A 22,414-nucleotide genomic window follows, 5' to 3' on the forward strand; every position below is an offset into this window, starting at 1 on the left:
GTTCACTCGCTTAGACTTGATCCATGCCGCGCCATTCAGAACGTCACCGCAATCATCGGATCGGCTGGCTGCGCGCCGCCGTGCTCGGTGCCAACGACGGCATCGTTTCGACGGCCAGTCTCGTCGTCGGCGTAGGGGCGGCCGGCGCGAGCCATGCCACTGTCGTGATGACCGGTGTGGCGGGCCTCGTGGCTGGCGCCATGTCGATGGCTGCGGGCGAATATGTGTCGGTCTACTCGCAGGCTGATACCGAGCGGGCCGATCTGGCCCGCGAACGCATGGAGCTGGATACGGACCCTGCCGCCGAGCAGCGCGAACTGACTGCCATCTACGTCAAGCGAGGGCTCGAGCCTGCCCTGGCGCGGCAGGTGGCCGTCGATCTGATGAACCATGATGCCCTGGGTGCCCATGCACGGGACGAACTCGGCATCTCCTCGGGTCTCGGGGCGAATCCGGTGCAGGCTGCCTTGGCCTCGGCCGCCAGCTTCGCGGTGGGTGCCGCGCTGCCGCTGGTCGTCGCGATGCTGGCGCCCGAACGCAGCCTGATTCCCTGGGCGGCGGGCACTTCGATGGCCTTCCTCGCGTTGCTGGGCGCCATTGCCGCGCGTGCAGGCGGGGCAGGCGTTCTCCGGGGGGCTTGGCGCGTTGCCTTTTGGGGAGCGCTGGCGATGGGGGTTACCGCAGGCGTTGGCCGCCTGTTCGGTACGCCCGTCTGATGACTCTGCGGCGGCTTGACCTGGCGTCGAAGCCGCTGCAATCCGGCATCATGGCCGGCCGTCGCCTGGAGCCCCCATGGAAAAGATCGATCTCAAGAAACAACTGAAGCATCTCTATCAACCTTCCGCCAAGGCGGTGGTGCAGGTCGATGTGCCGAGCTTCAGGTTCCTCATGGTCGACGGGCGGGGCGATCCCGGCACGTCGCAGGCCTATGCGCAGGCCGTCGAGGCCCTGTTCTCCGTTGCCTACACCGCCAAGTTCATGGTCAAGAAGGGGCCGCAGGCGACCGACTATGCCGTCATGCCGCTCGAAGGGCTCTGGTGGGCCGATGACATGTCCGCCTTCGTCGCCAACGACAGGGAGCAATGGAACTGGACGATGATGATCATGCAGCCGGACTTCGTCGCCGACGAAGTCATCGAAGCGGCGATGGCCGAAGTGCGACGGAAGAAGGCACTGCCGGCCATCGACAAGCTACGGCTGGAGCGCTTCCCGGAGGGGCCGTGCGCCCAGGTGCTGCATCTTGGACCCTTCTCGGATGAAGGCCCCACGGTGGAGCGACTGCACGATTTCATCGATGCGCGAAGTGGCCGGGCCGGCAAGCATCACGAGATCTACCTGAGCGACATCCGGCGAGCCGATCCCGCGAAATGGAAAACGGTCATTCGCCAACCGATGAAATGATCCTGCTGCGGCATTCCGCTGCGGAGCCAAAGAGCGCATGGCCCCCGTGAATTCGCAAGTCAGTCCAGGTAGTCGAGAAACAGCGGCGTCACTTCCTGGAGAAAAGAAATCTCCGTCGCGGCGATGCTTCGGGGTTCCAGGTCGAAATGAATGAACGTGCCATAGGGCGTCCCGCACTCGCGCGTCAGCAGCCGCCCGTAGTACGACTCGACGAGACCGACATAGGGGCGGTAGCTCATCAGGGCCTCGTCCTTGGAGACGTGGCCGGTCACGAATTCGCCCTGTTCCATCGCGTGCTTGCAAAAGCTCTTGTCCAGAGGAACCGCTTTCAACCAGGTGCGGTATTCGGAATTGCGGTCGAAGACGTGCTCCGCGCGCATCGCGTCGCCGCTCAACTTGTAGATGGCCGTGTATCTGTAGTCCGTCCTGTCATTGAGCAGCGCCAACGCAGGGCGAATCCCATGGGTGGCAAGAACGTTGTGAACCGCTGCTGTCTGCGCGGAATATTCAAGCTCGGGCATAGGGGATCACGGGTTGGGCGAACTGGGAAAGTCTTGGCGGGGGCGCGTCGGCACGGATTCTATTGACGCCCCCCAAAGCCCGGGATGCAGGGGACAAATGACCTCGGCCGGCCCCGGAAATGTCGGGCTCGTTCGACAAGCCTGCATCTCGCGCCGGCGCCGCCGCCCGGCGCTCACAGCGAGGAATCGGGTGCCAAGGCAGATGTGCAGAGGGGCGTGGCGGCCTAGGGGGAACTGCCTCTTGACTCTCGCGCCGCAGGCGTTTTATGTTCAATACCGTACGGACGCCGGTGCTGAAACTCGCGCCTGTCGCGGGGCCGTTTTCAGGTGTTCTCCGGTGGTCGAAGCGCGGGAGTCTTGCCATGGTGACCGCCACCGATGCGCGATTGAACGACTTGCTCGCGGCGCTGCCCGACGCCGAATTGGCGCGCTGGCTGCCATTGATCGAATTCATCGACTTGCCGCTCGGCCACGTGCTTTACGAGCCCGGGGCGAAGCTCAGCCATGTGTACTTTCCGACCAGCGCCATCATCTCCCTGTTGTACGTGCTGGAGAATGGCGCCTCCGCGGAGCTCGCCGTCGTGGGGAAGGATGGCATCGTCGGGATATCGCTCTTCATGGGGGGCGGCTCCACGCCGAGCCGCGCCGTCGTCCAGAGTGCCGGCAAGGGCTTGCGGCTCGGCGCCAAGGCGCTGCAGGACGAGTTCAATCGGGGCGGCTCCGTGCTGCACCTGCTGCTGCGCTATACGCAGGCACTCATCACGCAGATGTCGCAGACGGCCGTTTGCAACCGCCACCATTCCCTCGACCAGCAGCTGTGCCGCTGGCTGCTGCTGAGCCTGGATCGTCTGCCGGGTGACGTTCTGGCGATGACCCAGGAACTGATCTCCAACATGCTTGGGGTTCGTCGCGAAGGGGTGACCGGAGCCGCGGTTCAGCTGCAGGCCGCGGGACTGATTCGCTACGCGCGTGGCCGCATCACGGTGCTCGACCGGCCTGGCCTGGAGAAGCGATCCTGCGAATGCTACGAGGTGGTCAGGAAGGAATACGACCGGCTGCTTCCTCGCAGTCCGCCTCGCGCCCGCGCGCCAGGCTGCTAAGTGCGGTATCGAACAGACCGAAAGTCCTTGGGCTTTTAAGGTCCGGTCCATCGACCGCGCGCGTGGAAGCCAGCAGTCTCCAGGCGCAGGTGTCGCAGGTCGTGGGGTGACGGCTGCCGAGCCTTTCAGGGAGGAACTGCGAGATGCCATCCAGGATGGACTTCGAGCGCTCGTCGGGCGAGGCGCAGTGGCTCGACAGCGAGTGGTTCGATGCGTCGCGAACCGGGAACGCCCCGGAGTTGCCGGCTGCCTTTCCCGAGCAGACGCCCGCGCAGGCCAAGGCACTGCGGCGAGAGAAATCCCTCGTCGGAGCCTGCCTGCTGGTCGCATTGGCGGGCTCGGTGCTGGCCTTGGTCGCGTGCACGGGCGAGCCTTTCGAGCAGGACATGGAGCGCATCACCATGCGGGCCGGCTGCGAACACAAGCTGGCGCGTGCCGTGACAACCCCTTGAGGCAGTGCCGCAGGAGCCACGCGTGACCCGCTTGTCCGATGAACAACTGGCGCGGATCCAGAGCTTTCTGTCACGGCTCGAAGCCGAATTGCGGGCCGAAGTGCAAGCACTCAAGGACGCGAAGATCCTGTCGCCCGGAACGCGCTGCCGCGTCATCCAGGGCGAAGTCGACCACGCCGAAATGTGCTTTTCTCTCGGACCTCGGAGTGCCTCGCCTGCTCGGGAGCTGTCGCGCGACGGCCGCTGGCCGTCCTGACGCCAGCCTTGCGCACCCATAGGTCGGCGCACCGGGCTCACCCTGCCGACCGCTCGTACGGCAGCCCATGCACGCGCGCCTCGCGCGCGATGTCATCGTCGCTTCATCGCGACGTCACGGCGACTGCCTAGTCTTGGAATGCCTCGACGCGCCGGCGACACCGCCGTTCGTCGAGCACCCACGATTCCAAGAAACGGAGTGTTGCCCCCATGTATTCCTGGTCCATCCTGCGCGCGCCGGTCGCGCTGTCGATCCTGGCCTGCGCCTTGGCCGCCTGTGGTGGCGGCGAAGGCGGCGGCCTTGGTGGAGCCAACGCTGCCACCGGCACCGCCGGTGCCGGCACGGCCAGCAAGACCACCCAGCCCGCCCCGGCCGCGTCCGACGCGAGCGGCGAGCCCAGCGTGAGCTACGCCCCCTGACGCCTGTTCCAATCCTCGAAACCGACCCTGCCATGACCACACGTCGCAAGTTTCTCCAGAGCTCCACCGGCACCGGCATCGCCGCCGCCACGCTGGCCGCCTTTCCCCCCAGCATCCGCCGCGCGCTGGCCATCCCCGCCCACCACGACACCGGCACCATCAAGGACGTCAAGCACGTGGTGCTGCTGATGCAGGAGAACCGCTCCTTCGACAGCTATTTCGGCACCTTCAGGGGCGTGCGCGGCTATGGCGACCGTTTCACCGTACCCGCGCCCAACGGCAAGAACATCTTCCATCAGACCTACACCAAGACGACGCCGCCCAGCACCTACGTGCCTTACCGCCTCGACGAGAGCAAGGGCAACGCGCAACGCGCCGGCAGCACGCCCCACAGCTGGTCCGATTCGCAGGCGGCGTGGGATCACGGCCGCATGTTCAAGTGGCCGGACGCCAAGAACCTGCTGTCGATGGGCTACTACGACACCGCGGAAGTCCCGTTCCAGCGCGCGCTGGCCGACGCCTTCACGCTGTGCGACCACTACCACTGCGGCATGCACACGGGCACCATCGCGAACCGCCTGTTCTACTGGAGCGGCACCAACGGGCCGAACGGCATCAGCCCGGTCGACGGCAGCAGGGTCGAGGTGGCGGGCTTGAACAATCAGTTCAACGGCGGCAACGACATCGGCCCGTCCACCCAGGGCTGGACCTGGACCACCTATGCCGACCGGCTGGAGCAGGCCGGCGTGAAGTGGAAGGTCTACCAGAGCCTGATCGACAACTTCGGCTGCAACGAGATGATGGGCTTCCGCCATTGGCGCGCTGCCATCGAGCAGATGCCGGTGGCCCGGCGTCCGGTCTATGTCGCGGCCACGGACATCACGCAGCCGGTCACTGCCGCCGGCCCGCTCTACGACCCGGTCATCGACGACGCGCTCAGCCCGCTGGCCAAGGGTTTCGGCAACACCATGCCGCAAGGCTTCCTGGAAACATTCCGCGAAGACATCAAGAACGGCAACCTGCCCGCGGTGTCGTGGATCATTTCTCCGTCCGCCTACAGCGAGCACCCCGGACCGTCGAGTCCGGCCAAGGGCGGCTGGTACGTGCAGGAAGTGCTGGACGCGCTGACCTCCAACCCGGAGGTCTGGAGCAAGACGGTGCTGCTGATCAACTTCGACGAGAACGACGGCTTCTTCGACCACCTGCCGTCGCCGGCGGTGCCGTCGCGCAATGCCGACGGGACGCTGGCCGGCGGCTGCACGCTGGCCGACGCCGACGTGGCCGTCGAATACCACAACTACGCGCCGGCGACCTCGAACCAGCCCGCGATCGACGGCCGGCCCTACGGCCCCGGCCCGCGCGTGCCGATGTGGGTGGTCTCGCCCTGGAGCCGCGGCGGCTGGGTCAACTCGCAGGTCTGCGACCACACCTCGACGCTGCTGTTCCTCGAAAAGTGCTTCGGCGTGGCCGAGCCGCAGATCAGCAAGTACCGCCGCGCCGTCTGCGGCGACCTCACCAGCGCCTTCAACTTCGAGCGCCCGAACAACGAGCCGCTGCCCACCCTGGCCGGACACAGGACCAAGGGCGAGGTCGATGCGCTGACCGCCGCCCAACAGGCGCTGCCGAAGATCATCCCGACGGCCGACCTCCCGCTGCCGGCGCAGGCCACCGGCGTGCGTCCCTCGCGCGCGCTGCCCTACGAGCTCCACACCAGCGCGCGCACGGACTCGGTCAACGGCCGCGTGCAGCTGCTGTTCGCCAACAGCGGCCAGGCCGCCGCCGTGTTCCACGTCTACGACAAGCTGAACCTGGCGGACCGCCTGCCGCGCCGCTACGTGGTCGAGCCCGGCAAGCAGCTCGACGGCCACTGGGCCGCCATGGCCGACAACGCCGGCCTGTACGACCTGTGGGTGCTCGGGCCGAACGGCTTCCACCGCCAGTTCAAGGGCGACCTGAACCGGTTGCGCGCGGGGGGTGTGGCGCTGCCCGAAATCCGCGTGGGCTACGAGAAGCGCCGCGGCGACCTCTACCTTCAGTTGCGCAATGACGGCCGGCGCGACTGCCGCTTCACCGTCCAGTCCAACAAGGTCTACGCGCGCCCCGATGCCCATGGGGCCGGTGACCATGAGGATCGCGACGACCACGAGGGCCGCGGCATGGATCGCAACGGCGCGTCGGGCATTCGGGTCAAGGGGGGCGACCAGAAGAGCATGCGCTGGAGCCTGGACGCCAGCGGCCAGTGGTACGACTTCGTGGTGACCTGCGATGCCGATCCCGCCTTCTACCGGCGCTTCGCCGGCCGGATCGAGACCGGCCGGCACTCGGTGAGCGATCCGGCGATGGGGTTGGCGGACCGCTTCTGAACGAGGGCGTCCGCCGCGCCCTGGTCATCCGGACAGCCTACCTCTTTGGCCCAAGGCGCATGCGCAACCGGCACGATTGAAGTACAAAGCATGTTCTTCAATGGCTTCCAATGAAGGAGGGTCGGATGTTCAGCATCTTTCAGCCCAGCCGAAACGGCCACCTGCGGCGTGTCATGACATTGCTCGAGGAAGCGCAGATGGCGCGCATCGAGCATCAGGCCGCCGCCGAGCACCACGGCGCTCTGGCCCGCATGTACGCGGAGCGCGCGAAGAGGCTCGAGCGCGAGGTCTACGGTTCGGCATCCCTGCCTTCGGGAGACAGCGGGGGCCATCAGAAGTCGGCGGATGACAAGCACGTCGTCTATGCGATGGACGCCAACCGTCGCCTCGACGGCCAGGCCAAGGCGTCGTAGGCGCCTGAAAGTCGCGAGTCAACGCGGCGGCGGCGGCTCCGCAGCCCTCGATGAGGGCGCTCGCACCGGAGCGCGCGAGAAGTCGTACCGCGGCCCCGGCCCGGGGGCGATGGGCGGCCCCAGATCGGCGACGGGCGGCGCGGCCGAGTGCGCGCTGCCGTACTGCGGCCCGGGTCCGGGCGCGATGGGGGGGCCCAGGTCGGGCCCGGTCCGTGCGGCCGCGCGTTCTTCCGCCGTGGTCGAGGGCTCGACCCATGGTCGGCGTGCAGAGGATGGCCGGGCCGCCGGTCGGGCCGTGGCCCGGACCTTGGCTTCAGGGCCCGGCGTCGGCGAAGCCTGGGTCTCGGCGGGCGTCGTCGGTGCCTCCGTGGAGGGCCTTTGCGCGACGGCGGCCGGGGCCGCCGGGGTCGGAGGTGCCTGATCCGGCGAGTCCGCCTGCATCGATTCAGTGGGCCGCTCCGGAGCTGCCGAGGGGATCGGCGGCCTGCTCGGCGCCGGCGCCAGCATGGCCAGGAGCCGCGTGTGCAGCGGCGGCACCCCCGGCTTGCGCGTGACTTCCATCCACCACAGCGTGAAGCCGAGAATCATCGCCAGGCCGACGCAGCCGGCCCGCAACCAGAAGGAGGCCGCTTCGGCCGGCAGGGCGACGATGGAAGTGTCTCCACGCGGGCCATCGTCGGCGCGTGGAGGGCCACCGGAGGACGGGCGGAACGCCATCACCGGGTCGACCCGGGAAAGGCCGGACCCGGGCAACGGGTGGGCGCAGCCCGTGCAGTACTTGGACTTGGCGCGGTTCGACTTTCCGCAGACTTGGCAAACAACCGACATGGTCGCAACTCCCTGGGACAGACGCAGGCATCACTTTGCACCGCTGCCGCGCGCTGTATGTCAGCAGTGTCCTACTTCGCGGCTTCCGCCTGCTCCGGCAGCCAGCCGGTTATTGGCTGATCGCCTCCAGGGCCAGGCGAATCGGGGCATTGGAGATGTGCATCAGGCCGCTGAAGGGTTGATTCATGTCCAGGACGAGGAAGATCGCGCCCGCGACCGAGAGCGAGCCGATGAAGAGTGCCACCAGGACGGTCCCGTTGCTGCGGGTGAGAAAGCCGAACCCGACGAAGAGCACGACCAGCCAGAACACCAGCACCACGAGGAACGGCCAGGAAATGGAGCCGCCGGCCTGTTCGTACAGGAGTTGGCGCGCGTCCCCTATTTCGGTGAGGAGCTGCAAGGCGCGGCTCTTCGCGAAGCGCTGGCTGTCTGTCGTCGGCTGCAGGTTGACGACCTGCTCGATCAGTTCCTCGTCCGATTCGCGCGTCACGCGCAGGGTGCTGGAGGCCAGCTTCGCGCCACCCCTGTCCGGCCACGCTTGTTCGAGTCTGGCCGCAACAAGATGGCGAAAGATCTTGCGCGCTTGTCCTGCGTCCGGGCCATAGCTGGCGAAAACGCGATCGAGCTGCACGATGTGAACACCGAGCGCCTGCACCTCGGACTCCTGTGTGGCATACGCGGTATGGGCCGAGGCGATGAGCAGGCTCATGACCAGCGCGGAGATGGTCGCGATCAGGCCCAGCACCAGCTTGATGACGTCGTTGGAGTCGGCTTCCTTGTGGTGCAAGGGCAGCTTGCGATGGAGCGCGATGCCTGCGAGCGCACCGCAGAAGGTGCAGCCAAATACGATCAGGCCGACGAGGATGGGGCTCATGGGGTTCGGTCTCCTGGGCTAGGTCGTCTTGCCGCTCCATGCGCGGCGGCGGGCGGATCGAGTCATCGGGTCCCTGGGCGCTGCTCTCGCGCAGATACATCGCGAAGTCGAGCCAAGAGCCGTTGGCGGATCAACCCACTGACCGGGCGGATCAACCACCAATAGGGCGTGAAGCGTCGCTGCGCCGCGCGGTCCACGCAATGCACGCGCGTTTCCGTCGCCAGCCGAGTGCGTCCATCCGGCAGCACCTCGGTGCTGAAGTTCAATACCAGCTTGGCCAAGCCCGGCTCGGAGAAGCTGGCGAACTGAATCGGTGGCTGTTCCAGTCTCACCAAGCCGTAGTCGCGTTGCCAGAACCGGCCGATCAATCCGAACGCAATCTCGCGATCACCGTCTCGTCCCAACGGCATGAATTCGTCGATGCCGAAGCCGGCGCGATGTCGCAGCCTGCTGCCGGCGCCGAGATGGCCCAGCAAACGATCCGGCAGCTCGCGCAGCCGAATGAACTGCTTGGCCCATGGGTCTTCGGTTGCGCCGGGCAGCGATACCGAATCGAGCAGGGCCGCCGGCGGCGAGTCCACGACCAGTGTGTGGCGCTCTCGAAATTGATAGGCGGGCAAGAAGTTCTCGATGAGTGACATGGCGTTGGCTTGGCGACATCGCCAGTATGAAGGCGGCGCCGCAGGCGGCGGTGGACGGATGCAAGCGTAGCGCTCCACAATCGCGCGATGAACAAACGACGCTTTCTCGGAACCGCGACCCTCGCCGGACTGGTGCCCGCGACGCGCGCATGGGCCGCCGACCCGCCGCGCCAGGGTCCCGGTCTCCTGACCGTCAGCGGAGCGGTAGGCAAGACCAACCGCGGCCCCGTCGATCCGGCGCTCGATCAGTTGCTGGTCAAGCATGGCGTCAAGTTCGACAAGGCGTACGTGCTCGATGCCGAGGCCTTGCGCCGCCTGCCGGTGGTTCGAATCAAGGCGACACTCGAGTACGACGCCAAGATGCATTCGCTCGCGGGTCCGTTGCTGACCAGCGTGCTCGAGTCGGCGGGCGTGGCGCCGGCCGGCGAAGTGATGCTCGGACTTCGCGCGGTGGACGGCTATGTCGTGCCGCTGCGCATGGCCGATGCGCGCAGCTACCGCATGATCGTGGCCACCGAGATGGACGGGGCGCCGCTCGCGCTGGGCGGCTTGGGCCCGCAGTGGGCCGTCTACGAGGCCGACACGCTCGCCGCGTTCAAGGACAAGCCGCTCAAGGAACGCTTCGCCCTGTGCCCCTGGGGGCTGTACAGCATCGAGGTCACGCTCGGCTGATCGCCGGCGAGTCGATGCGCCGCGGCCCGACCGGCTCAGGGCAGGTAGTTGAGCGTTTCGGGCAACGGCAAGCCGGCCGGCATCTCGAACAGCGGGCCGGCACCGTCGGGGTCGATGACCTGCGCGCCGTCCGTCGCGAAGAACACCGCGATCTGCGCCTGGGCCGCGACAGCCATCGGCGCGGCCGCCGGGTTGCCGATGTTGGTGAGAAAGGTGTGCGGGTTCTTGGGAATGGCCCCGCCGGTCGCGGCCCGGGCCAGGTCGTTGCGGAAGTACATGGCGCGGTCCGCCAGCTGTCCCGCGCGAAGGATCGCGGTGGTCGTCGGATTCGGAACCGTGGTGTCGCCCTTGGCGAACTGCACGATCACCGGCTTGGCCCCGTTGCCGCGCAGGGGTTGCCGGCGGATGTACGGGGCATAGGACACCGGGTTGCCCGACTGCTGTACCCACGTATTGTGTTCGAGCACCTGCTGGATCGCGCTGGCGCCTGCGACATCGTTCACCAGTGGCGGAACATCGCGCAGCGGGATGTTCTCGTTGAAGTTCAGATTGAAAGGCGGCGGCACGTTCGGCGTCGGCGGCAGGTTGAGCAGTTGCGGCTGGCGCGTTGCCAACGCGATCGCGGTCAGCACCCGGAACCCGCCCAGGCGCGCGACCTCGGGGATCGAGCCGCCCGGCACGTTGGGAACACCGGCCCTGACGGCACCTTCCACGCCGAGGAAGATCGTGCCGTAGATGCCGCCGAAGGATTGCCCGGCGTAGTAGATGCGGCTCTTGTCGATGTCGATCGAGCCATCGCCGTCGACATCGATGCCGACCTGGATCTGCCGCACCAGCTGCATCAGGTCGATCACGGTCTGGCGCAGGCCGTCGCGGCTGGACACGATCGTCGACGACCCGACCGCACTGACCCCTTCGGTGGAGTCGATCGCGCCGTTGCCGTCCTGGTCGAAGCCGCGGCCGCCCGACGGCACGACGACCGGAGCGCCGGCCTGCGGGGTCACGTTGAGCGTGCCCAGGGCGCCGCCACCGTGGCCGACGACGCTGATCGCCATCGTTGCGATCCCTCTGGACGCGAACATCGATGCGACGGTCCAGGGTGCGCCGTACATGCTGTCGGTGAAGCCATGGCCGAAGATCGCCACCGGCCAGCCACCCGGCGGCCGGGCACCGCTCGGCAGGAACATCTCGACCACCAGCTCGTTGCTCGACTGAGGCACCGGAAATCCGGTCAAGGTGCCGGTGGCGGGGATGACTCTGGCCGTGTTCAGGTAATCGGGCGAGCTGAACTTGCCGAAGGCCACACGCCCGACCGCGCCCGGGACCACGCCCAGCGCCGTCGTCGGGACGGGCGAGGGAGTGAATGCCGGGGCCGTCCCGGTCTGCTGCATCCACTGGATTCCGGCCAGGCCGGCGACCGGAAACACGGCACGCGCCGTGCCATCGTTGCCGATCATGAAGTTCACGGGCGCCGGATTGGAGCGCCCGATCTGATCCCGGATCTTCAGCAGGTCGGCGCTGATGCTCTGTGTGGTGAACAGGCTCAGCGCGACGGCGCGGTGCCGGCCCTGCGGGATCGAGCGGTCCGCGTTCTGCAGCGCCCCGCGATAGTCCATCGTGTCGCGGTCTTGCGCCTCGCCGCGGTCGGGCGGCTGGCGAAGCCGGGCGAATGCGCCGCCATCGATGGGGTCCCCGGCCTTGTCGCGAATGCCGTTGGTCACCACCAGCACGTAGCGCGAGTGCTCCTGCAGCAGTTCTTCCGATTCGACCACCAGCGTCTTGCCCGCGACGTCCCAGGCCACCTGGTTGATGCCGACCTTCTGGCCGAAGCCGGCGCCCGAGAGCGTGTCGCCCAGGTTCACCAGGTACAGCGTCTCGCTGGTGACGGTTTTCGGGTCGATGTCACCGGTGAACGGCACGCTGATGCGCGGCTGCGTATTGAAGCCGTCGAGCGTGTTGAGGACGTCGATGTCCGCGCAATCGGACACCATCACGGCGCAGTTCGGCTTGGGAAGCTTCACTCGCTTGAACGTGTTCTGCGTCCAGTCCGGCTGGGTGAAGCGGTCGCTTGGAAACGGGCTCGTCGACGGACTGGAGAAATCGAGCTTCACGCTGACCCCGGCGGCCAACGCGAAGACGGGTGCCGCGATCAAGGCGGCCAGCACCACGTGGCGAATCACGAACCGGCCATGGGTAGAGAAGGCGCGTTCCGAATCCGCCTTGAATCGAGCCTGCATTGGACGTCTCCTTGCCGTACTTGTTGTTGGAGTGGCTGGGAGCGAGTCGACTGCGACAGACCCGCCGACGGCTTTATAGCCCCTTGTCGGTTCCGCGACCAGCTAGGGATAGTCCGGCCGGTGGCGGCGGACGGGGTCCGCGCGCCAGCGGTGCTACTGCCGCGCCATCGCAATGCGGATGGCCTCGTCCGGCGAGATCAGGTGGTCCACGTTCTCTGCGGCGTCGGCAATCGCAAGCTGCACCCCCTTGACGCGCCCATTGAAGGCGTTGCCCTTGGGGCCGTAGTCCGGCGACACGGGCGCGCCGCTGTCCTCGCCCACGTCGCAGCCGTCGTCGGCGGAGAAGACCATGGCCTGGGTCAAGGGGACCGACCCATCGCCGACCTTCTTGCCGTCGACGAAGAGTGCCACCTGGCCCCCCTTGCCGAGGCCGCCGCCGGCATAGGCGAACTCCATGCGCACCTGGTGCTCGCCTGTCGGCAACACGTCGGCGGATTCGACGTAGTAGTGGTTCACGCCCGCCACGTTGTAGCAGTACTTGAGCTTGCCGTTGTGGGCGTAGAGGCTCCAGCCGCCGATGTTGGCGCCTTGCGCGATGATCACGCCTTGCGCACCCGTGCTCGGCACCTCGATCTCGGCGGTGACCGAATGGGACTTGTTCTTGAGATTGAGAACGCAGTTCTCCGACAGGCGGCCCATGCCGCCGAACAGGAGCTGGCTGGTTCCCCTGATCAACACCGGCCGACCGGCGGTGTCCGGGTTCATCTTCTCGACCACCCGGTCGTCCAGCGGCAAGACCTTGTAGCGCGTCGCCTCGATCAGCCACAGGCGCTGCAGCTCGTGGAGCTTCTCCGGCATCTGCTTCGACAGATCCCTGGCCTGGCTCCAGTCCTGGGTCGTGTCGTAGAGCTCCCATACATCATCGTCGAAGGGGACGGTCTTGCGGCCCACGAGGATCCAGGGCGTCCCATGCTTGGTGACCGCGGTCCAGCCCTTGTGATAAATGCCGCGGTTCCCGAACATCTCGAAGTACTGGGTCTCGTGCCGCTCCGCCGCATTCGCATCGTTGAAGGTGTACAGCATGCTGACGCCCTCGAGCGGGTCCTGCGCCACGCCGTTGACCGAGACCGGCTCAGGCAAGCCCGCCGCCTCGAGAATCGTCGGCGCGATGTCGATCACGTGGTGGAACTGCGAGCGCAGCTCGCCCGCGGCCTCGATCCCTTTCGGCCAATGGACGATGGTGCCGTTGCGGGTCCCGCCCCAATGGGAAGCGACCTGCTTGGTCCATTGGTAGGGCGTGTTCATGGCATGGGCCCAGCCCACCGCGTAGTGGTTGTACGACTCCGGCCCGCCCAGCTTGTCGTAGCGCTCCATGAGGAACTCGGGCGTCTCGAGGCCGGCCAGCCCGTTGAAATTGGCCATCTCGTTGTAGGCGCCGTTCAATGTGCCCTCGGCCGAAGCCCCGTTGTCGCCGACGATGTAGTAGACGAGCGTCTCTTCGAGGAGACCCAGTTTCTTGAGATAGTCGAGCAGCCGGCCGACGTGATGGTCCGTGAACTCCATGAAGCCCGCATAGACCTCCATCTGCCGGCGCAGGATCGGCTTGAGCGCATCGGGCATGTCGTCCCAGGCAGGAATCTCTTCGTGGCGCGGAGTCAACTCGCAGTCCGCCGGAATGACACCCAGCGCCTTCTGGCGCGCGAACGTCTCCTCGCGCAACTTGTCCCAGCCCTGGTCGAACTGGCCCTTGTACTTGTCGGCCCACTCCTTGGGCACGTGGTGGGGGGCATGGGTTGCACCGGGTGCGAAGTAGGCGAAGAAAGGCTTGTCCGGTGCCAGGGACTTCTGCTGCGCGATCCAGGCGATGGCCTTGTCGGTCATGTCCTCCATCAGGTGGTATCCCTGCTCGGGTGTCTTCTTCGGCTCGACGGGCGTGGTGCCCTCGTACAGCGTCGGATACCACTGGTTGGCCTCACCGCCGATGAAGCCGTAGAAGTACTCGAAGCCGCCTCCGCCGGTCGGCCAGGCGTCGAACGGCCCGACCGAACTCGTCTCCCACACCGGTACCTCATGGCACTTGCCGAACTGCGCGGTGGAATAGCCGTTGAGCTTCAGGGTCCGCGCCAGGGGCGACATGGAGTTGGGCAGCACCGAGCTGTAGCCCGGCGCACCGGTGGCAATCTCGGTGATCCCGCCCATGCCGCAGGAATGGTGGTTGCGACCGGTCAGCAGGGCCTGGCGCGTCGGCGAGCAAAGGGCGGTGGTGTGAAAGCGGTTGAACTTCAGGCCGCCCGCCGCCAGCTTCTCGGCGTTGGGTGTCTGGCAGGGACCGCCGAAGGCGCTGGCCGAGCCGAAGCCGGCATCGTCGATGAGGACGATCAACACGTTGGGCGCGCCCTTGGGCGGGCGCAACTGGTCGATCGGCGGGAATCGGGTGTCGGGATCCCTGGCGTCGTAGGTGATGAGTCCGGGCCTCGACGTGTTGCGCATCGGGAGATGCGTACGAATCTTCCCGTCATCCGAACGCTGGTTCTTCGGCTCGGCTTGATCGCTCATGAGCTTGTCCTCGGTTGAATCGTTGGAGCAGATGCACATAGCCAGCGCGTCCCCGAGCCATTTCGGGTGCCTTCCTCGGTGGGTCGCCTTGAGCTGGAACCGGCGAGACTACCCGGAACGCGGGTTGCCCGCTACAGGCCTTGCCGGATTCTTGGGGATGTTTGCACGATCCTCCGGCGCAGGCCCAGGCGTCGAGACAAGCGGCGGCGAGATGCCTAAGCTACGGCACATGCTGACCTCCACCCATCAGGCACTGCGAGACGATCGATCTGCCAATCAACTGCAGGCCACGGTCATGCGGGCCGAGCTGGCGGCCCTGATCGACCGGCACACCGGCACCGACGGCGCCCATGCGACGGCGATACCGCGCCTCACCCTGGCCCGCGCCTCGCACACGCAGCATCCGGTGCACTCGGTCTACGAGCCGGCCTTCTGCGTGCTGGCGCAGGGCAGCAAGCGCGTCCTGCTCGGTGGCGAGGTCTACGTCTACGACAGCAGCCACTACCTGGTGGTCGCACAGAACCTGCCCGTGGCGGGCCAGGTGATCGACGCATCGCCGGAGGCGCCGTACCTTGGCCTGCGGCTGGATTTCGACGTCAAGGACATTGCCGCGCTGGCGCTGGAGCTCAAGCTGCGCGAAGTGCTTCCGGTGCGAGCCTCGCAACGCGGGATGTTCACGGGCGAGATCTCCTCCACGCTGCTGGACCCGCTGCTGCGCCTGGTCAAGTTGCTGGCCTCGCCCGAGGACGTGCCCGCCCTGGCGCCGCTGATCACCCGCGAGATCCTGTACCGCCTGCTCAGGTCGCCCGATGGCTGGCGGCTGGCACAGATGGCCGTGGTCGACAGCCACAGCCAGCGGATCACGCAGGCCATCAGTCTGCTCTCGCGCCGGTTTCAGGAGCCACTGCGGGTCGAGGACCTCGCCAACGAGGTTCACATGAGCGTGTCCTCGTTGCACCACCACTTCAAGGCGGTCACCGCGATGAGCCCGCTGCAGTTCCAGAAGCAGCTCCGCCTGCAGGAGGCGCGACGCATCCTGATCGGCGAACATGTGGACGCCGCGACCGCCGGACACCGCGTCGGCTACGACAGCCAGTCGCAGTTCAACCGCGAATACAGCCGCTTCTTCGGCTCGCCACCCGCACGCGACGTCAAGCGTCTGCGCGAACTCCAGCTGGGCCGAGCGAGCGGCTGACGAGTCGGGGGCACCAGCGCCCCCGCCGAACCCGCAAATCAATCCGTACGTATGCCAGTGGCGCCGCGCAGCGGCAAGCCAAGGGAGGCGTTCGTCCCTTCGACCTCACCAATGAGTGGACCCATGAAAAAACGCAAGCTTGGCAACAGCGGTCTCGAAGTCTCGGCCCTTGGCTTCGGCTGCATGGGCATGAGCTTCGGCTATGGCCCGACGTCCCTGAGCCGCCAGGAGCAGATCGACGTCATCCGCGCCGCCCATGATTTCGGCGTGACCTTCTTCGATACCGCCGAAGCCTATGGCCCGTACGTCAACGAAGAACTGGTGGGCGAGGCGATCGCCCCGTTCCGCGCCGGCGTCGTCGTCGCGACCAAATTCGGCTTCGACATCCGGGACGACCGGATCGTCGGGCTGAACAGCCGCCCCGAACAGATCCGCAAGGTCGCCGAAGCCTCGCTGAAGCGGCTGAAGGTCGAGGCCATCGACCTGTTCTACCAGCACCGGGTCGATCCGGAGGTGCCGATCGAGGAGGTCGCCGGCGCGGTGAAGGATCTCGTGGCACGGGGCCTGGTGAAGCACTTCGGCCTGTCCGAGGCCAGCGCCGCCACCCTCCGTCGCGCCCACGCCGTGCAACCCGTCAGCGTGCTGCAGTCCGAATACTCGCTGTGGACGCGCGATCCCGAGCACGGCCTGCTGCAGACGGTGGAAGAACTGGGCATCGGCTTCGTGCCCTGGAGCCCGCTGGGCCAGGGCTACCTGACCGGCAAGGTCAGCGACGACGCCACGTTCGGCGACGCCGACCTGCGCAGCACCTTCCCGCGCTTCGCGCCCGAGGAGCTCAAGGCCAACCGGGCCTTGCTGGCGCTGGTCGCGAGGGTGGCCGAGCGCCAGCGTGCGACCCTGGCGCAGACCGCCCTGGCCTGGCTGCTGGCGAAGAAGCCGTGGATCGTGCCGATCCCGGGCACGCGCAGCTTCGGCCGGCTGGACGAGAACCTCGGTGCCGCGGACCTTCGACTGACCGCCGACGACTTGCGCGAACTCGACGCCGCGCTGGCGAACGCGCCGGTGCGCCAGCCGCGCCTGTCCGAGGCGCACATGGGCTTCATCGACCGCTGAAAGCGCCGACGGTATGCTTCCCACTCGCACACCCTGTGACACCTGGAGCATCCCATGATCGTCGAGCGCATCTGGACCGGCAATGCCTTCCGCAACTACAACTACCTGATCGTTTGCCCCGAGAGCGGCGAGGCCCTCGCCATCGATCCCCTGGACCACCAGAAATGCCTGGCCGCCGCCAAGGAGAAGGGCTGGGAGATCACGCAGATCCTCAATACGCACGAGCATCACGACCACACCGGCGGCAATGAGGCCGTGGTCGCGGCGACCGGGGCCAAGGTGATTGCGCACCACCAGTCGGGCTCTCGCATCGCGGGCGTGGATCGCGGCGTCAAGGCCGGCGATGTGATCAAGGTCGGCAAGACCGTCGAGCTCGAGTGCCTGGACACGCCCGGCCACACGATGTGCCACATCTGCCTGCGATCCCACACCGAGCAGCCGGCGCTGTTCTCCGGCGACACGCTGTTCAACGCCGGCGCGGGCAACTGCCACAACGGCGGCAACCCCGAAGACCTGTACACCACCTTCGTCGACCAGCTCGCGAAGCTGCCCGACGACACGCGTGTCTACCCGGGCCACGACTACATCGAGAACAATCTGCGCTTCACCCTCGCGCGCGAGCCCGACAACGCGGCCGCCAGGGAGCTGTTGCCCGAAATGACGGGGATGGACCCGGCCAGGGCCCGCGTCACGACGCTGCGCGAGGAGAAGCAGATCAACACCTTCTTGCGCCTGTCCAGCCCGAGCGTCATCGCGGCGCTTCGCGAGGTCTTTCCCGATCTGCCAGAAAAGCCGGACCCGAAGACCGTGTTCGTCAAGCTTCGCGAGCTGCGCAACACGTGGTGAGCGTGGCAGCGCCGGCAACGACGCTGGGGTCTTCGGCCCCGTGGACAATGGGGCGCTGGCCCGTGCCCGGGCCGGCTTGATCAGGCAAGGAGCAACGCCATGTCCCAACTCCGCGTTCAGAGCTTCGCCATCTCCCTCGACGGCTACGGCGCCGGGCCGAGCCAGGATCTGCAGAATCCGCTCGGCATCCGGGGCCCCGAGTTGATGGAGTGGTTCTTCCACACCCGCCTGTGGCGCCGGATGCAGGGCCATGACGATGGAGAGACGGGCGTCGACAACGGCATCGCCGAGCAGGGCTTTGCCGGCATCGGCGCCTGGATCCTCGGGCGCAACATGTTCGGCCCGGTCCGGGGGCCGTGGCCGGACGAGAGCTGGAAAGGCTGGTGGGGCAACGAGCCGCCGTATCACACCCCCGTGTTCGTGCTCACGCACCATCCGCGGCCGCCGTTCGCGATGGCCGGAGGCACGGTGTTCCGCTTCGTCACCGAAGGCATTCACGCGGCGCTGGAGCAGGCGAGGGCCGCGGCGGGCGGCCTCGACGTTCGCCTGGGCGGCGGCGTTTCCACGGTTCGGCAGTATCTGAATGCGGGTCTGATCGACGAGTTGCATCTGGCCGTGCAGCCTGTGCTGCTCGGTTCGGGCGAGCCTCTCTTCCAGGGCCTCGACCTGCCCGCGCTGGGCTATGAGTGCGCGGAGTCCGTCGCCGGCGAACGCGCGACGCACGTGTTCCTGCGCAGGGCGGCGTGACGCGTCAGGCGGTGCTCCGGTTCGCGCTTCGATCGGGCCGTCGTCATCGCAAGGCTTTCGAAAACCGTCATCGCCGCGCCATGTTGCCCGGATAGCCTTCGGCGCGCGCAACGCTCCTGCGCGCGAACCGATCGTATGAAAACCTTGCCCATCGTCAGAATCCTCACCACCACGGCGGTCGCCTGGATGCTCGCGGACGGCGTCCATGCGCAGTCGCCCGCCGGCCGAAGCCACGCAGACGCCGAGGCCATCGCCGCGGTCCCCGCGCGCGCCGAGGCCAAGGGACACGCCCCGAATTAGGGTGAGCAGGTCCTGATCGGCGCGGCGGCCGGCCGCCGCATGGCAGCGCGTCACAGTCCCGTCACCGGTCGCATCGATAGTCGCGCCGTGGATCCGAATCCCCTCGTGGGATCGGCATCCCCGCCGCATCGCCGTCTCGTGATTTCAATGGACCAGGAGCCTCTTCCATGATGATCCGCCGCTTCGTGCTGACCTGCGCCATGACCGCCGTTGCATCGGGCATCGGCTTGGCCAGCATCGACGTTCACGCCCGTTCAGACGAACCAGCCCAGGGGGTCGCCTCGAACGATCGAGACCGGGACCGGGCCGACGACCGCCACGGCCGTCCGCTCGAGCCGATCAAGGTCAAGATCATCGGCTTCAACGACTTCCACGGCACCCTGCAGTCGCCCGGTACCTTCGGCGTCAACACCGTGGTCCCGGCGGCGCAGCGACCGGCCGTCGGAGGCGCCGAATACATCGCCGCCTACGTGGCTCGCCTGAAGGCGCAGAACGTCCACAACGTGGTCGTCGGCGCCGGCGACTTCATCGGTGCCTCGCCGCTGATCTCCGCGCTGTTCTTCGACGAGCCTGCGGTCGAGACACTGAACAAGATCGGGGTCGAGTTCAATGCCGTGGGAAACCACGAGTTCGACAAGGGCTCGGCGGAACTGAAGCGCCTGCAGGACGGCGGCTGCAAGCTCAGCAACGGGGTTCCCGATCCGAACAGCTGCAAGGGACTCGGCTCCAATGCACCGGGCACTTTCGACGGTGCGAGGTTCAAGTGGCTGTCGGCGAATGTGTTCGAGACCGCGACCGGCCGCACCGTGCTGCCGCCCTACGGCATCAAGACCTTTCACGGCGCGAAGGTGGCTTTCATCGGCATGACGCTGAAGGGCACGCCCGCCATCGTCACGCCGACCGGCGTCGCGGGCCTGGAGTTCCGCGACGAGGCGGACACGGTCAACGCGCTGATTCCGCGCCTGCGCGCGCAGGGGGTCGATGCCATCGTCGTGCTCGTCCACCAGGGCGGTTTCCAGACCAGCCCGAACGTCGGCGACATCAACGGCTGCGACGGCAACCTGAAGAACGCCGACGGCAGCGACTCCGAGATCGCCAACATCGTCAAGCGGCTCGACAATCGCGTCGACCTGGTGATCAGCGGCCACACGCACTCGGCCTACAACTGCTCGGCCAGCACGGTCGACGTCAAGAACGTCAACGGCGTGGCGGTCAGCGCACCGCGTCCGACGGGCTTGCCCAACAGCGAGGGCCGCCTGGTCCCCGTCACCAGCGCCAGCGCCTTCGGCCGTGTGCTGAGCGACATCGACCTGACCCTGCATCCGCGTTCGCGCAAGGTGCTCGCGGTGTCGGCGACCAACCGGCTGGTCGATCGCACGGACGTCGCGATCAACGACGCCATCCGCACCGACCCCAGCGTCAAGAACATCGTGGACGGCTACAGCGCGCTGGTGTCGCCGCTGGCCAACCAGGTCATCGGCACGATCGCCGCGCCGCTGCCCAACAGCGCGAACAGCGCCGGCGAAATGCCGGCCGGCAGCCTGATCGCCGACGCCCAATTGCAGGCCACGCAGACCGCTGCGCTCGGCGGCGCGGTGATGGCTTTCATGAACGCGGGCGGGGTGCGCAGCCCGGGCTTCGCGATCGCCGGTAGCAGCTACCCGTACCACGTGACTTACGGCAATGCCTTCACGGTGCAGCCGTTCGGCAACAGCCTGGTCACGATGACGCTGACCGCACAGCAGCTGAAGAACCTGCTGGAGCAGCAGTTCGTCGGCTGCCAGGGCCAGACCGCGCAGCGCATCATGCAGGTGTCGAACGGCCTGAAGTATTCGTGGAGCGCCTCCGCCGCGCCGTGCTCGAAGATCGTCAACGTGGTGCTCACGCCGACCGATGTCACCGTGACGCCGCCGGTGCCGACCGGCGCGCCCGAGACGATCGTCGCCAACGGCGTGGTGCAGAACGCGGCCAAGACCTACCGGGTCACCGTCAACAACTTCATGGCCAGCGGCGGAGACGGCTTCACGGTGCTGCTGGGCGGCACCGGCGTGCTGGGCGGCGCGCAGGACGTCGATGCGCTCACGGCCTATTTCAACGCCGGCTACAAATCGCCGAAGCCCGCCTACGACCCGACGCTGCCGGCCCTCGCGATCCCGCGCATCACGGCCTTGCCCTGACCGGTTCGAGGATTGAACTTGAGCCATCGGGCCGCATGCTTCGCAGTCGCCATCGGGCTCGGGCTCTGCGGCGCGCAGGTCGTCGATGCAGAGCCGGCAACGGCCGGCGCGTTGCCGCGCTCTGCCGCATCGATCACGGACATGCGGGTGCGCGACCCGGCGCTGATGGAGGCGCGCTCGGCACTGCTGGGCAGTGCCGAGGCGGCCCTCGCGCGTGGAGACACCGTGGCGGCCACCGACGCGCTGGACCGCGCCGCGATGATGCTGCACGCACCCGACACCGAGATGGGACTGGTGCGGGCCTACATGCAGGCCGGCCAGTACCGGCGTGCACTCGCGTTTTGCGCCCACACCTCGGGGGCGCACCTCGAATCGGCAGCGGCCGGCGCGCTGTACGCGTGGCTGCTGCGGGTCGGCGGTCAGGACGCCTTCGCGCAGCGGGTGCTGGACGGCACCCTCCAGAGATCGCCGCAGGACCCGGTGCCATTGGAGGTCCGCCGCGCCTTCGCGGCGCCCTTGCCGGTGGCGGCGGGGCCCTTGCTGCAGACGCCGCACCGGATGGCGCCGCAGGCCGTGATGGAGCGAGGGCAGGCGGCGATGCCGGACGCCGCGCGCGTGATCGCAAGCGCTGTCCTGATCGGCGATGGCACGCTGGCCCTGGTGCCGAACGCCGCCGTGCGGCTGGCGCCCGCCAGCACGCTGTGGGTGCGCAACGGCCTGGGCCGGACCACCCGGGCACGGGTGGACGCCGGCCTGCCCGCGCTGGAGGCGCTCGGCGTCGCAGTGCTGCGCCTCGACGCCGCATTGGACGCGACGGCATCGCAGGCCGTTGCGCCGCGCGATCCCTTCGCCGGAAGCCCCGGCTTTGCCTTGCAATATGCCGAGTCGGGCGCCGCCGTGCCCGCCTGGCCGTGGCTCAGCCAGGGCTTCTTCGGCTCGTTCCAGGGCAGCACCGGACTCCGGCGCCTGGGCATCCCGGTCGCCGACGGGCCGCAGGGCGGGCCGGTGCTCGATGCCCAGGGACGCCTTGCAGGCATGGCTTTGCCGGGGCCGGACCGCGAGGTCTTGATGCTGCCCGCCGCGCGCTGGCAAGTGCTCTTCGAGGCCGCCGCGGCACCCGCGCCGCCGCGTGAGCCGGGCGCCGCGGCATCGGCGCGACCATCGGGTGCATTGCCGGCCGACGAGGCCTATGAAAGCGGATTGCGCCTCGCGCTCCAGGTCCTCGCAGTTCCCTGATCGCCGCCGCCCATGGTTCATCCGGTTGTCACGCAGGGCGCCTACCGTGCAGAGGCACCCACCCACA

Annotated in this window: 22 protein-coding genes; 16 read left to right on the forward strand and 6 right to left on the reverse strand. The window is 67.5% G+C overall.

Features of this window, described 5'->3' with window-relative positions:
• The first annotated feature begins 23 nt into the window (after positions 1–23).
• Together AC1DYK_RS11400 and AC1DYK_RS11405 are read left to right on the forward strand one after the other, a co-directional pair.
• Positions 24–716 carry a VIT1/CCC1 transporter family protein gene (locus tag AC1DYK_RS11400; RefSeq protein WP_478087501.1) on the forward strand — a complete coding sequence of 231 codons (693 nt, stop codon included), beginning with the start codon at positions 24–26 and terminating at the stop codon, positions 714–716.
• Positions 717–792: 76 nt separating this feature from the next.
• Positions 793–1,401 carry a GyrI-like domain-containing protein gene (locus AC1DYK_RS11405; protein ID WP_478166399.1) on the forward strand — a complete coding sequence of 203 codons (609 nt, stop codon included), beginning with the start codon at positions 793–795 and terminating at the stop codon, positions 1,399–1,401.
• 59 nt (positions 1,402–1,460) lie between these two features.
• Here AC1DYK_RS11405 and AC1DYK_RS11410 read toward each other — a convergent pair whose 3' ends face one another.
• Entirely contained in the window at positions 1,461–1,922 is a 462-nt protein-coding gene (locus tag AC1DYK_RS11410; RefSeq protein WP_478166400.1) for a hypothetical protein, read from the reverse strand.
• 362 nt (positions 1,923–2,284) lie between these two features.
• Between AC1DYK_RS11410 and AC1DYK_RS11415 the strand changes: the two genes are divergently transcribed.
• From AC1DYK_RS11415 to AC1DYK_RS11440, 6 genes are all read left to right on the forward strand, one after another.
• On the forward strand, positions 2,285–3,022 hold the full coding sequence (locus AC1DYK_RS11415; RefSeq protein WP_478166401.1) for a Crp/Fnr family transcriptional regulator: 738 nt from the start codon (positions 2,285–2,287) through the stop codon (positions 3,020–3,022).
• A 143-nt stretch (positions 3,023–3,165) separates the two neighbouring features.
• Entirely contained in the window at positions 3,166–3,474 is a 309-nt protein-coding gene (locus AC1DYK_RS11420) for a hypothetical protein (RefSeq protein ID WP_478166402.1), read from the forward strand.
• A gap of 22 nt (positions 3,475–3,496) precedes the next feature.
• Positions 3,497–3,730, forward strand: coding sequence for a hypothetical protein (locus AC1DYK_RS11425; protein WP_478166403.1), 234 nt, complete (start codon positions 3,497–3,499; stop codon positions 3,728–3,730).
• 209 nt (positions 3,731–3,939) lie between these two features.
• Positions 3,940–4,149 carry a hypothetical protein gene (locus tag AC1DYK_RS11430; RefSeq protein WP_478166404.1) on the forward strand — a complete coding sequence of 70 codons (210 nt, stop codon included), beginning with the start codon at positions 3,940–3,942 and terminating at the stop codon, positions 4,147–4,149.
• Between the two features lie 32 nt (positions 4,150–4,181).
• The gene (locus AC1DYK_RS11435; RefSeq protein ID WP_478166405.1) at positions 4,182–6,512 is read left to right on the forward strand and encodes a phosphocholine-specific phospholipase C; all 2,331 of its coding nucleotides are present in this window, start codon (positions 4,182–4,184) and stop codon (positions 6,510–6,512) included.
• 125 nt (positions 6,513–6,637) lie between these two features.
• Positions 6,638–6,925, forward strand: coding sequence for a hypothetical protein (locus AC1DYK_RS11440; RefSeq protein WP_478087487.1), 288 nt, complete (start codon positions 6,638–6,640; stop codon positions 6,923–6,925).
• A gap of 18 nt (positions 6,926–6,943) precedes the next feature.
• Here the strand turns inward: AC1DYK_RS11440 and AC1DYK_RS11445 are convergent, their stop codons facing one another.
• The 3 genes from AC1DYK_RS11445 to AC1DYK_RS11455 form a co-directional block, all read right to left on the reverse strand.
• Positions 6,944–7,753 (reverse strand): hypothetical protein, encoded by an 810-nt coding sequence (locus AC1DYK_RS11445; protein ID WP_478166406.1) that lies wholly within the window; start codon positions 7,751–7,753, stop codon positions 6,944–6,946.
• 109 nt (positions 7,754–7,862) lie between these two features.
• Positions 7,863–8,627, reverse strand: a complete 765-nt coding sequence (locus tag AC1DYK_RS11450; RefSeq protein WP_478166407.1) for a bestrophin-like domain — start codon at positions 8,625–8,627, stop codon at positions 7,863–7,865.
• Between the two features lie 62 nt (positions 8,628–8,689).
• Positions 8,690–9,268, reverse strand: a complete 579-nt coding sequence (locus tag AC1DYK_RS11455) for a hypothetical protein (protein ID WP_478166408.1) — start codon at positions 9,266–9,268, stop codon at positions 8,690–8,692.
• A gap of 87 nt (positions 9,269–9,355) precedes the next feature.
• On the opposite strand from AC1DYK_RS11455, the gene AC1DYK_RS11460 reads away from it, so the two are divergent.
• Complete coding sequence (locus AC1DYK_RS11460; protein WP_478166409.1) at positions 9,356–9,940, forward strand: putative pterin-binding protein; 585 nt, start codon at positions 9,356–9,358, stop codon at positions 9,938–9,940.
• Positions 9,941–9,975: 35 nt separating this feature from the next.
• Here the strand turns inward: AC1DYK_RS11460 and AC1DYK_RS11465 are convergent, their stop codons facing one another.
• Complete coding sequence (locus AC1DYK_RS11465; RefSeq protein ID WP_478166410.1) at positions 9,976–12,177, reverse strand: Ig-like domain-containing protein; 2,202 nt, start codon at positions 12,175–12,177, stop codon at positions 9,976–9,978.
• A gap of 153 nt (positions 12,178–12,330) precedes the next feature.
• Positions 12,331–14,733, reverse strand: coding sequence for an arylsulfatase (locus tag AC1DYK_RS11470; RefSeq protein ID WP_478166411.1), 2,403 nt, complete (start codon positions 14,731–14,733; stop codon positions 12,331–12,333).
• 229 nt (positions 14,734–14,962) lie between these two features.
• On the opposite strand from AC1DYK_RS11470, the gene AC1DYK_RS11475 reads away from it, so the two are divergent.
• From AC1DYK_RS11475 to AC1DYK_RS11505, 7 genes are all read left to right on the forward strand, one after another.
• Complete coding sequence (locus AC1DYK_RS11475; protein WP_478166412.1) at positions 14,963–15,928, forward strand: AraC family transcriptional regulator; 966 nt, start codon at positions 14,963–14,965, stop codon at positions 15,926–15,928.
• A gap of 123 nt (positions 15,929–16,051) precedes the next feature.
• Positions 16,052–17,041 (forward strand): aldo/keto reductase, encoded by a 990-nt coding sequence (locus AC1DYK_RS11480; RefSeq protein ID WP_478166413.1) that lies wholly within the window; start codon positions 16,052–16,054, stop codon positions 17,039–17,041.
• Between the two features lie 54 nt (positions 17,042–17,095).
• Positions 17,096–17,887 (forward strand): hydroxyacylglutathione hydrolase, encoded by a 792-nt coding sequence (locus AC1DYK_RS11485; protein WP_478166414.1) that lies wholly within the window; start codon positions 17,096–17,098, stop codon positions 17,885–17,887.
• Positions 17,888–17,986: 99 nt separating this feature from the next.
• Positions 17,987–18,634 (forward strand): dihydrofolate reductase family protein, encoded by a 648-nt coding sequence (locus AC1DYK_RS11490; protein WP_478166415.1) that lies wholly within the window; start codon positions 17,987–17,989, stop codon positions 18,632–18,634.
• A gap of 144 nt (positions 18,635–18,778) precedes the next feature.
• Positions 18,779–18,934: a hypothetical protein gene (locus tag AC1DYK_RS11495; RefSeq protein WP_478166416.1), complete on the forward strand. Its 156-nt coding sequence runs from the start codon at positions 18,779–18,781 to the stop codon at positions 18,932–18,934.
• Between the two features lie 167 nt (positions 18,935–19,101).
• Positions 19,102–21,111: a bifunctional metallophosphatase/5'-nucleotidase gene (locus AC1DYK_RS11500; protein ID WP_478166417.1), complete on the forward strand. Its 2,010-nt coding sequence runs from the start codon at positions 19,102–19,104 to the stop codon at positions 21,109–21,111.
• 18 nt (positions 21,112–21,129) lie between these two features.
• Positions 21,130–22,347 (forward strand): tetratricopeptide repeat protein, encoded by a 1,218-nt coding sequence (locus AC1DYK_RS11505; RefSeq protein ID WP_478166418.1) that lies wholly within the window; start codon positions 21,130–21,132, stop codon positions 22,345–22,347.
• The last annotated feature ends 67 nt before the right edge of the window (positions 22,348–22,414 follow it).

The organism is Variovorax sp. P2_H12 (assembly GCF_056403395.1).

Bases quoted from the DNA above. Each gene is read 5' to 3' on its own strand.
- AC1DYK_RS11400 (WP_478087501.1), top strand. From the start codon at position 24: ATGCCGCGCCATTCAGAACGTCACCGCAATCATCGGATCGGCTGGCTG.
- AC1DYK_RS11405 (WP_478166399.1), top strand. From the start codon at position 793: ATGGAAAAGATCGATCTCAAGAAACAACTGAAGCATCTCTATCAACCT.
- AC1DYK_RS11410 (WP_478166400.1), bottom strand. From the start codon at position 1,922: ATGCCCGAGCTTGAATATTCCGCGCAGACAGCAGCGGTTCACAACGTT.
- AC1DYK_RS11415 (WP_478166401.1), top strand. From the start codon at position 2,285: ATGGTGACCGCCACCGATGCGCGATTGAACGACTTGCTCGCGGCGCTG.
- AC1DYK_RS11420 (WP_478166402.1), top strand. From the start codon at position 3,166: ATGCCATCCAGGATGGACTTCGAGCGCTCGTCGGGCGAGGCGCAGTGG.
- AC1DYK_RS11430 (WP_478166404.1), top strand. From the start codon at position 3,940: ATGTATTCCTGGTCCATCCTGCGCGCGCCGGTCGCGCTGTCGATCCTG.
- AC1DYK_RS11435 (WP_478166405.1), top strand. From the start codon at position 4,182: ATGACCACACGTCGCAAGTTTCTCCAGAGCTCCACCGGCACCGGCATC.
- AC1DYK_RS11440 (WP_478087487.1), top strand. From the start codon at position 6,638: ATGTTCAGCATCTTTCAGCCCAGCCGAAACGGCCACCTGCGGCGTGTC.
- AC1DYK_RS11445 (WP_478166406.1), bottom strand. From the start codon at position 7,753: ATGTCGGTTGTTTGCCAAGTCTGCGGAAAGTCGAACCGCGCCAAGTCC.
- AC1DYK_RS11450 (WP_478166407.1), bottom strand. From the start codon at position 8,627: ATGAGCCCCATCCTCGTCGGCCTGATCGTATTTGGCTGCACCTTCTGC.
- AC1DYK_RS11455 (WP_478166408.1), bottom strand. From the start codon at position 9,268: ATGTCACTCATCGAGAACTTCTTGCCCGCCTATCAATTTCGAGAGCGC.
- AC1DYK_RS11460 (WP_478166409.1), top strand. From the start codon at position 9,356: ATGAACAAACGACGCTTTCTCGGAACCGCGACCCTCGCCGGACTGGTG.
- AC1DYK_RS11465 (WP_478166410.1), bottom strand. From the start codon at position 12,177: ATGCAGGCTCGATTCAAGGCGGATTCGGAACGCGCCTTCTCTACCCAT.
- AC1DYK_RS11470 (WP_478166411.1), bottom strand. From the start codon at position 14,733: ATGAGCGATCAAGCCGAGCCGAAGAACCAGCGTTCGGATGACGGGAAG.
- AC1DYK_RS11475 (WP_478166412.1), top strand. From the start codon at position 14,963: ATGCTGACCTCCACCCATCAGGCACTGCGAGACGATCGATCTGCCAAT.
- AC1DYK_RS11480 (WP_478166413.1), top strand. From the start codon at position 16,052: ATGAAAAAACGCAAGCTTGGCAACAGCGGTCTCGAAGTCTCGGCCCTT.
- AC1DYK_RS11485 (WP_478166414.1), top strand. From the start codon at position 17,096: ATGATCGTCGAGCGCATCTGGACCGGCAATGCCTTCCGCAACTACAAC.
- AC1DYK_RS11490 (WP_478166415.1), top strand. From the start codon at position 17,987: ATGTCCCAACTCCGCGTTCAGAGCTTCGCCATCTCCCTCGACGGCTAC.
- AC1DYK_RS11500 (WP_478166417.1), top strand. From the start codon at position 19,102: ATGATGATCCGCCGCTTCGTGCTGACCTGCGCCATGACCGCCGTTGCA.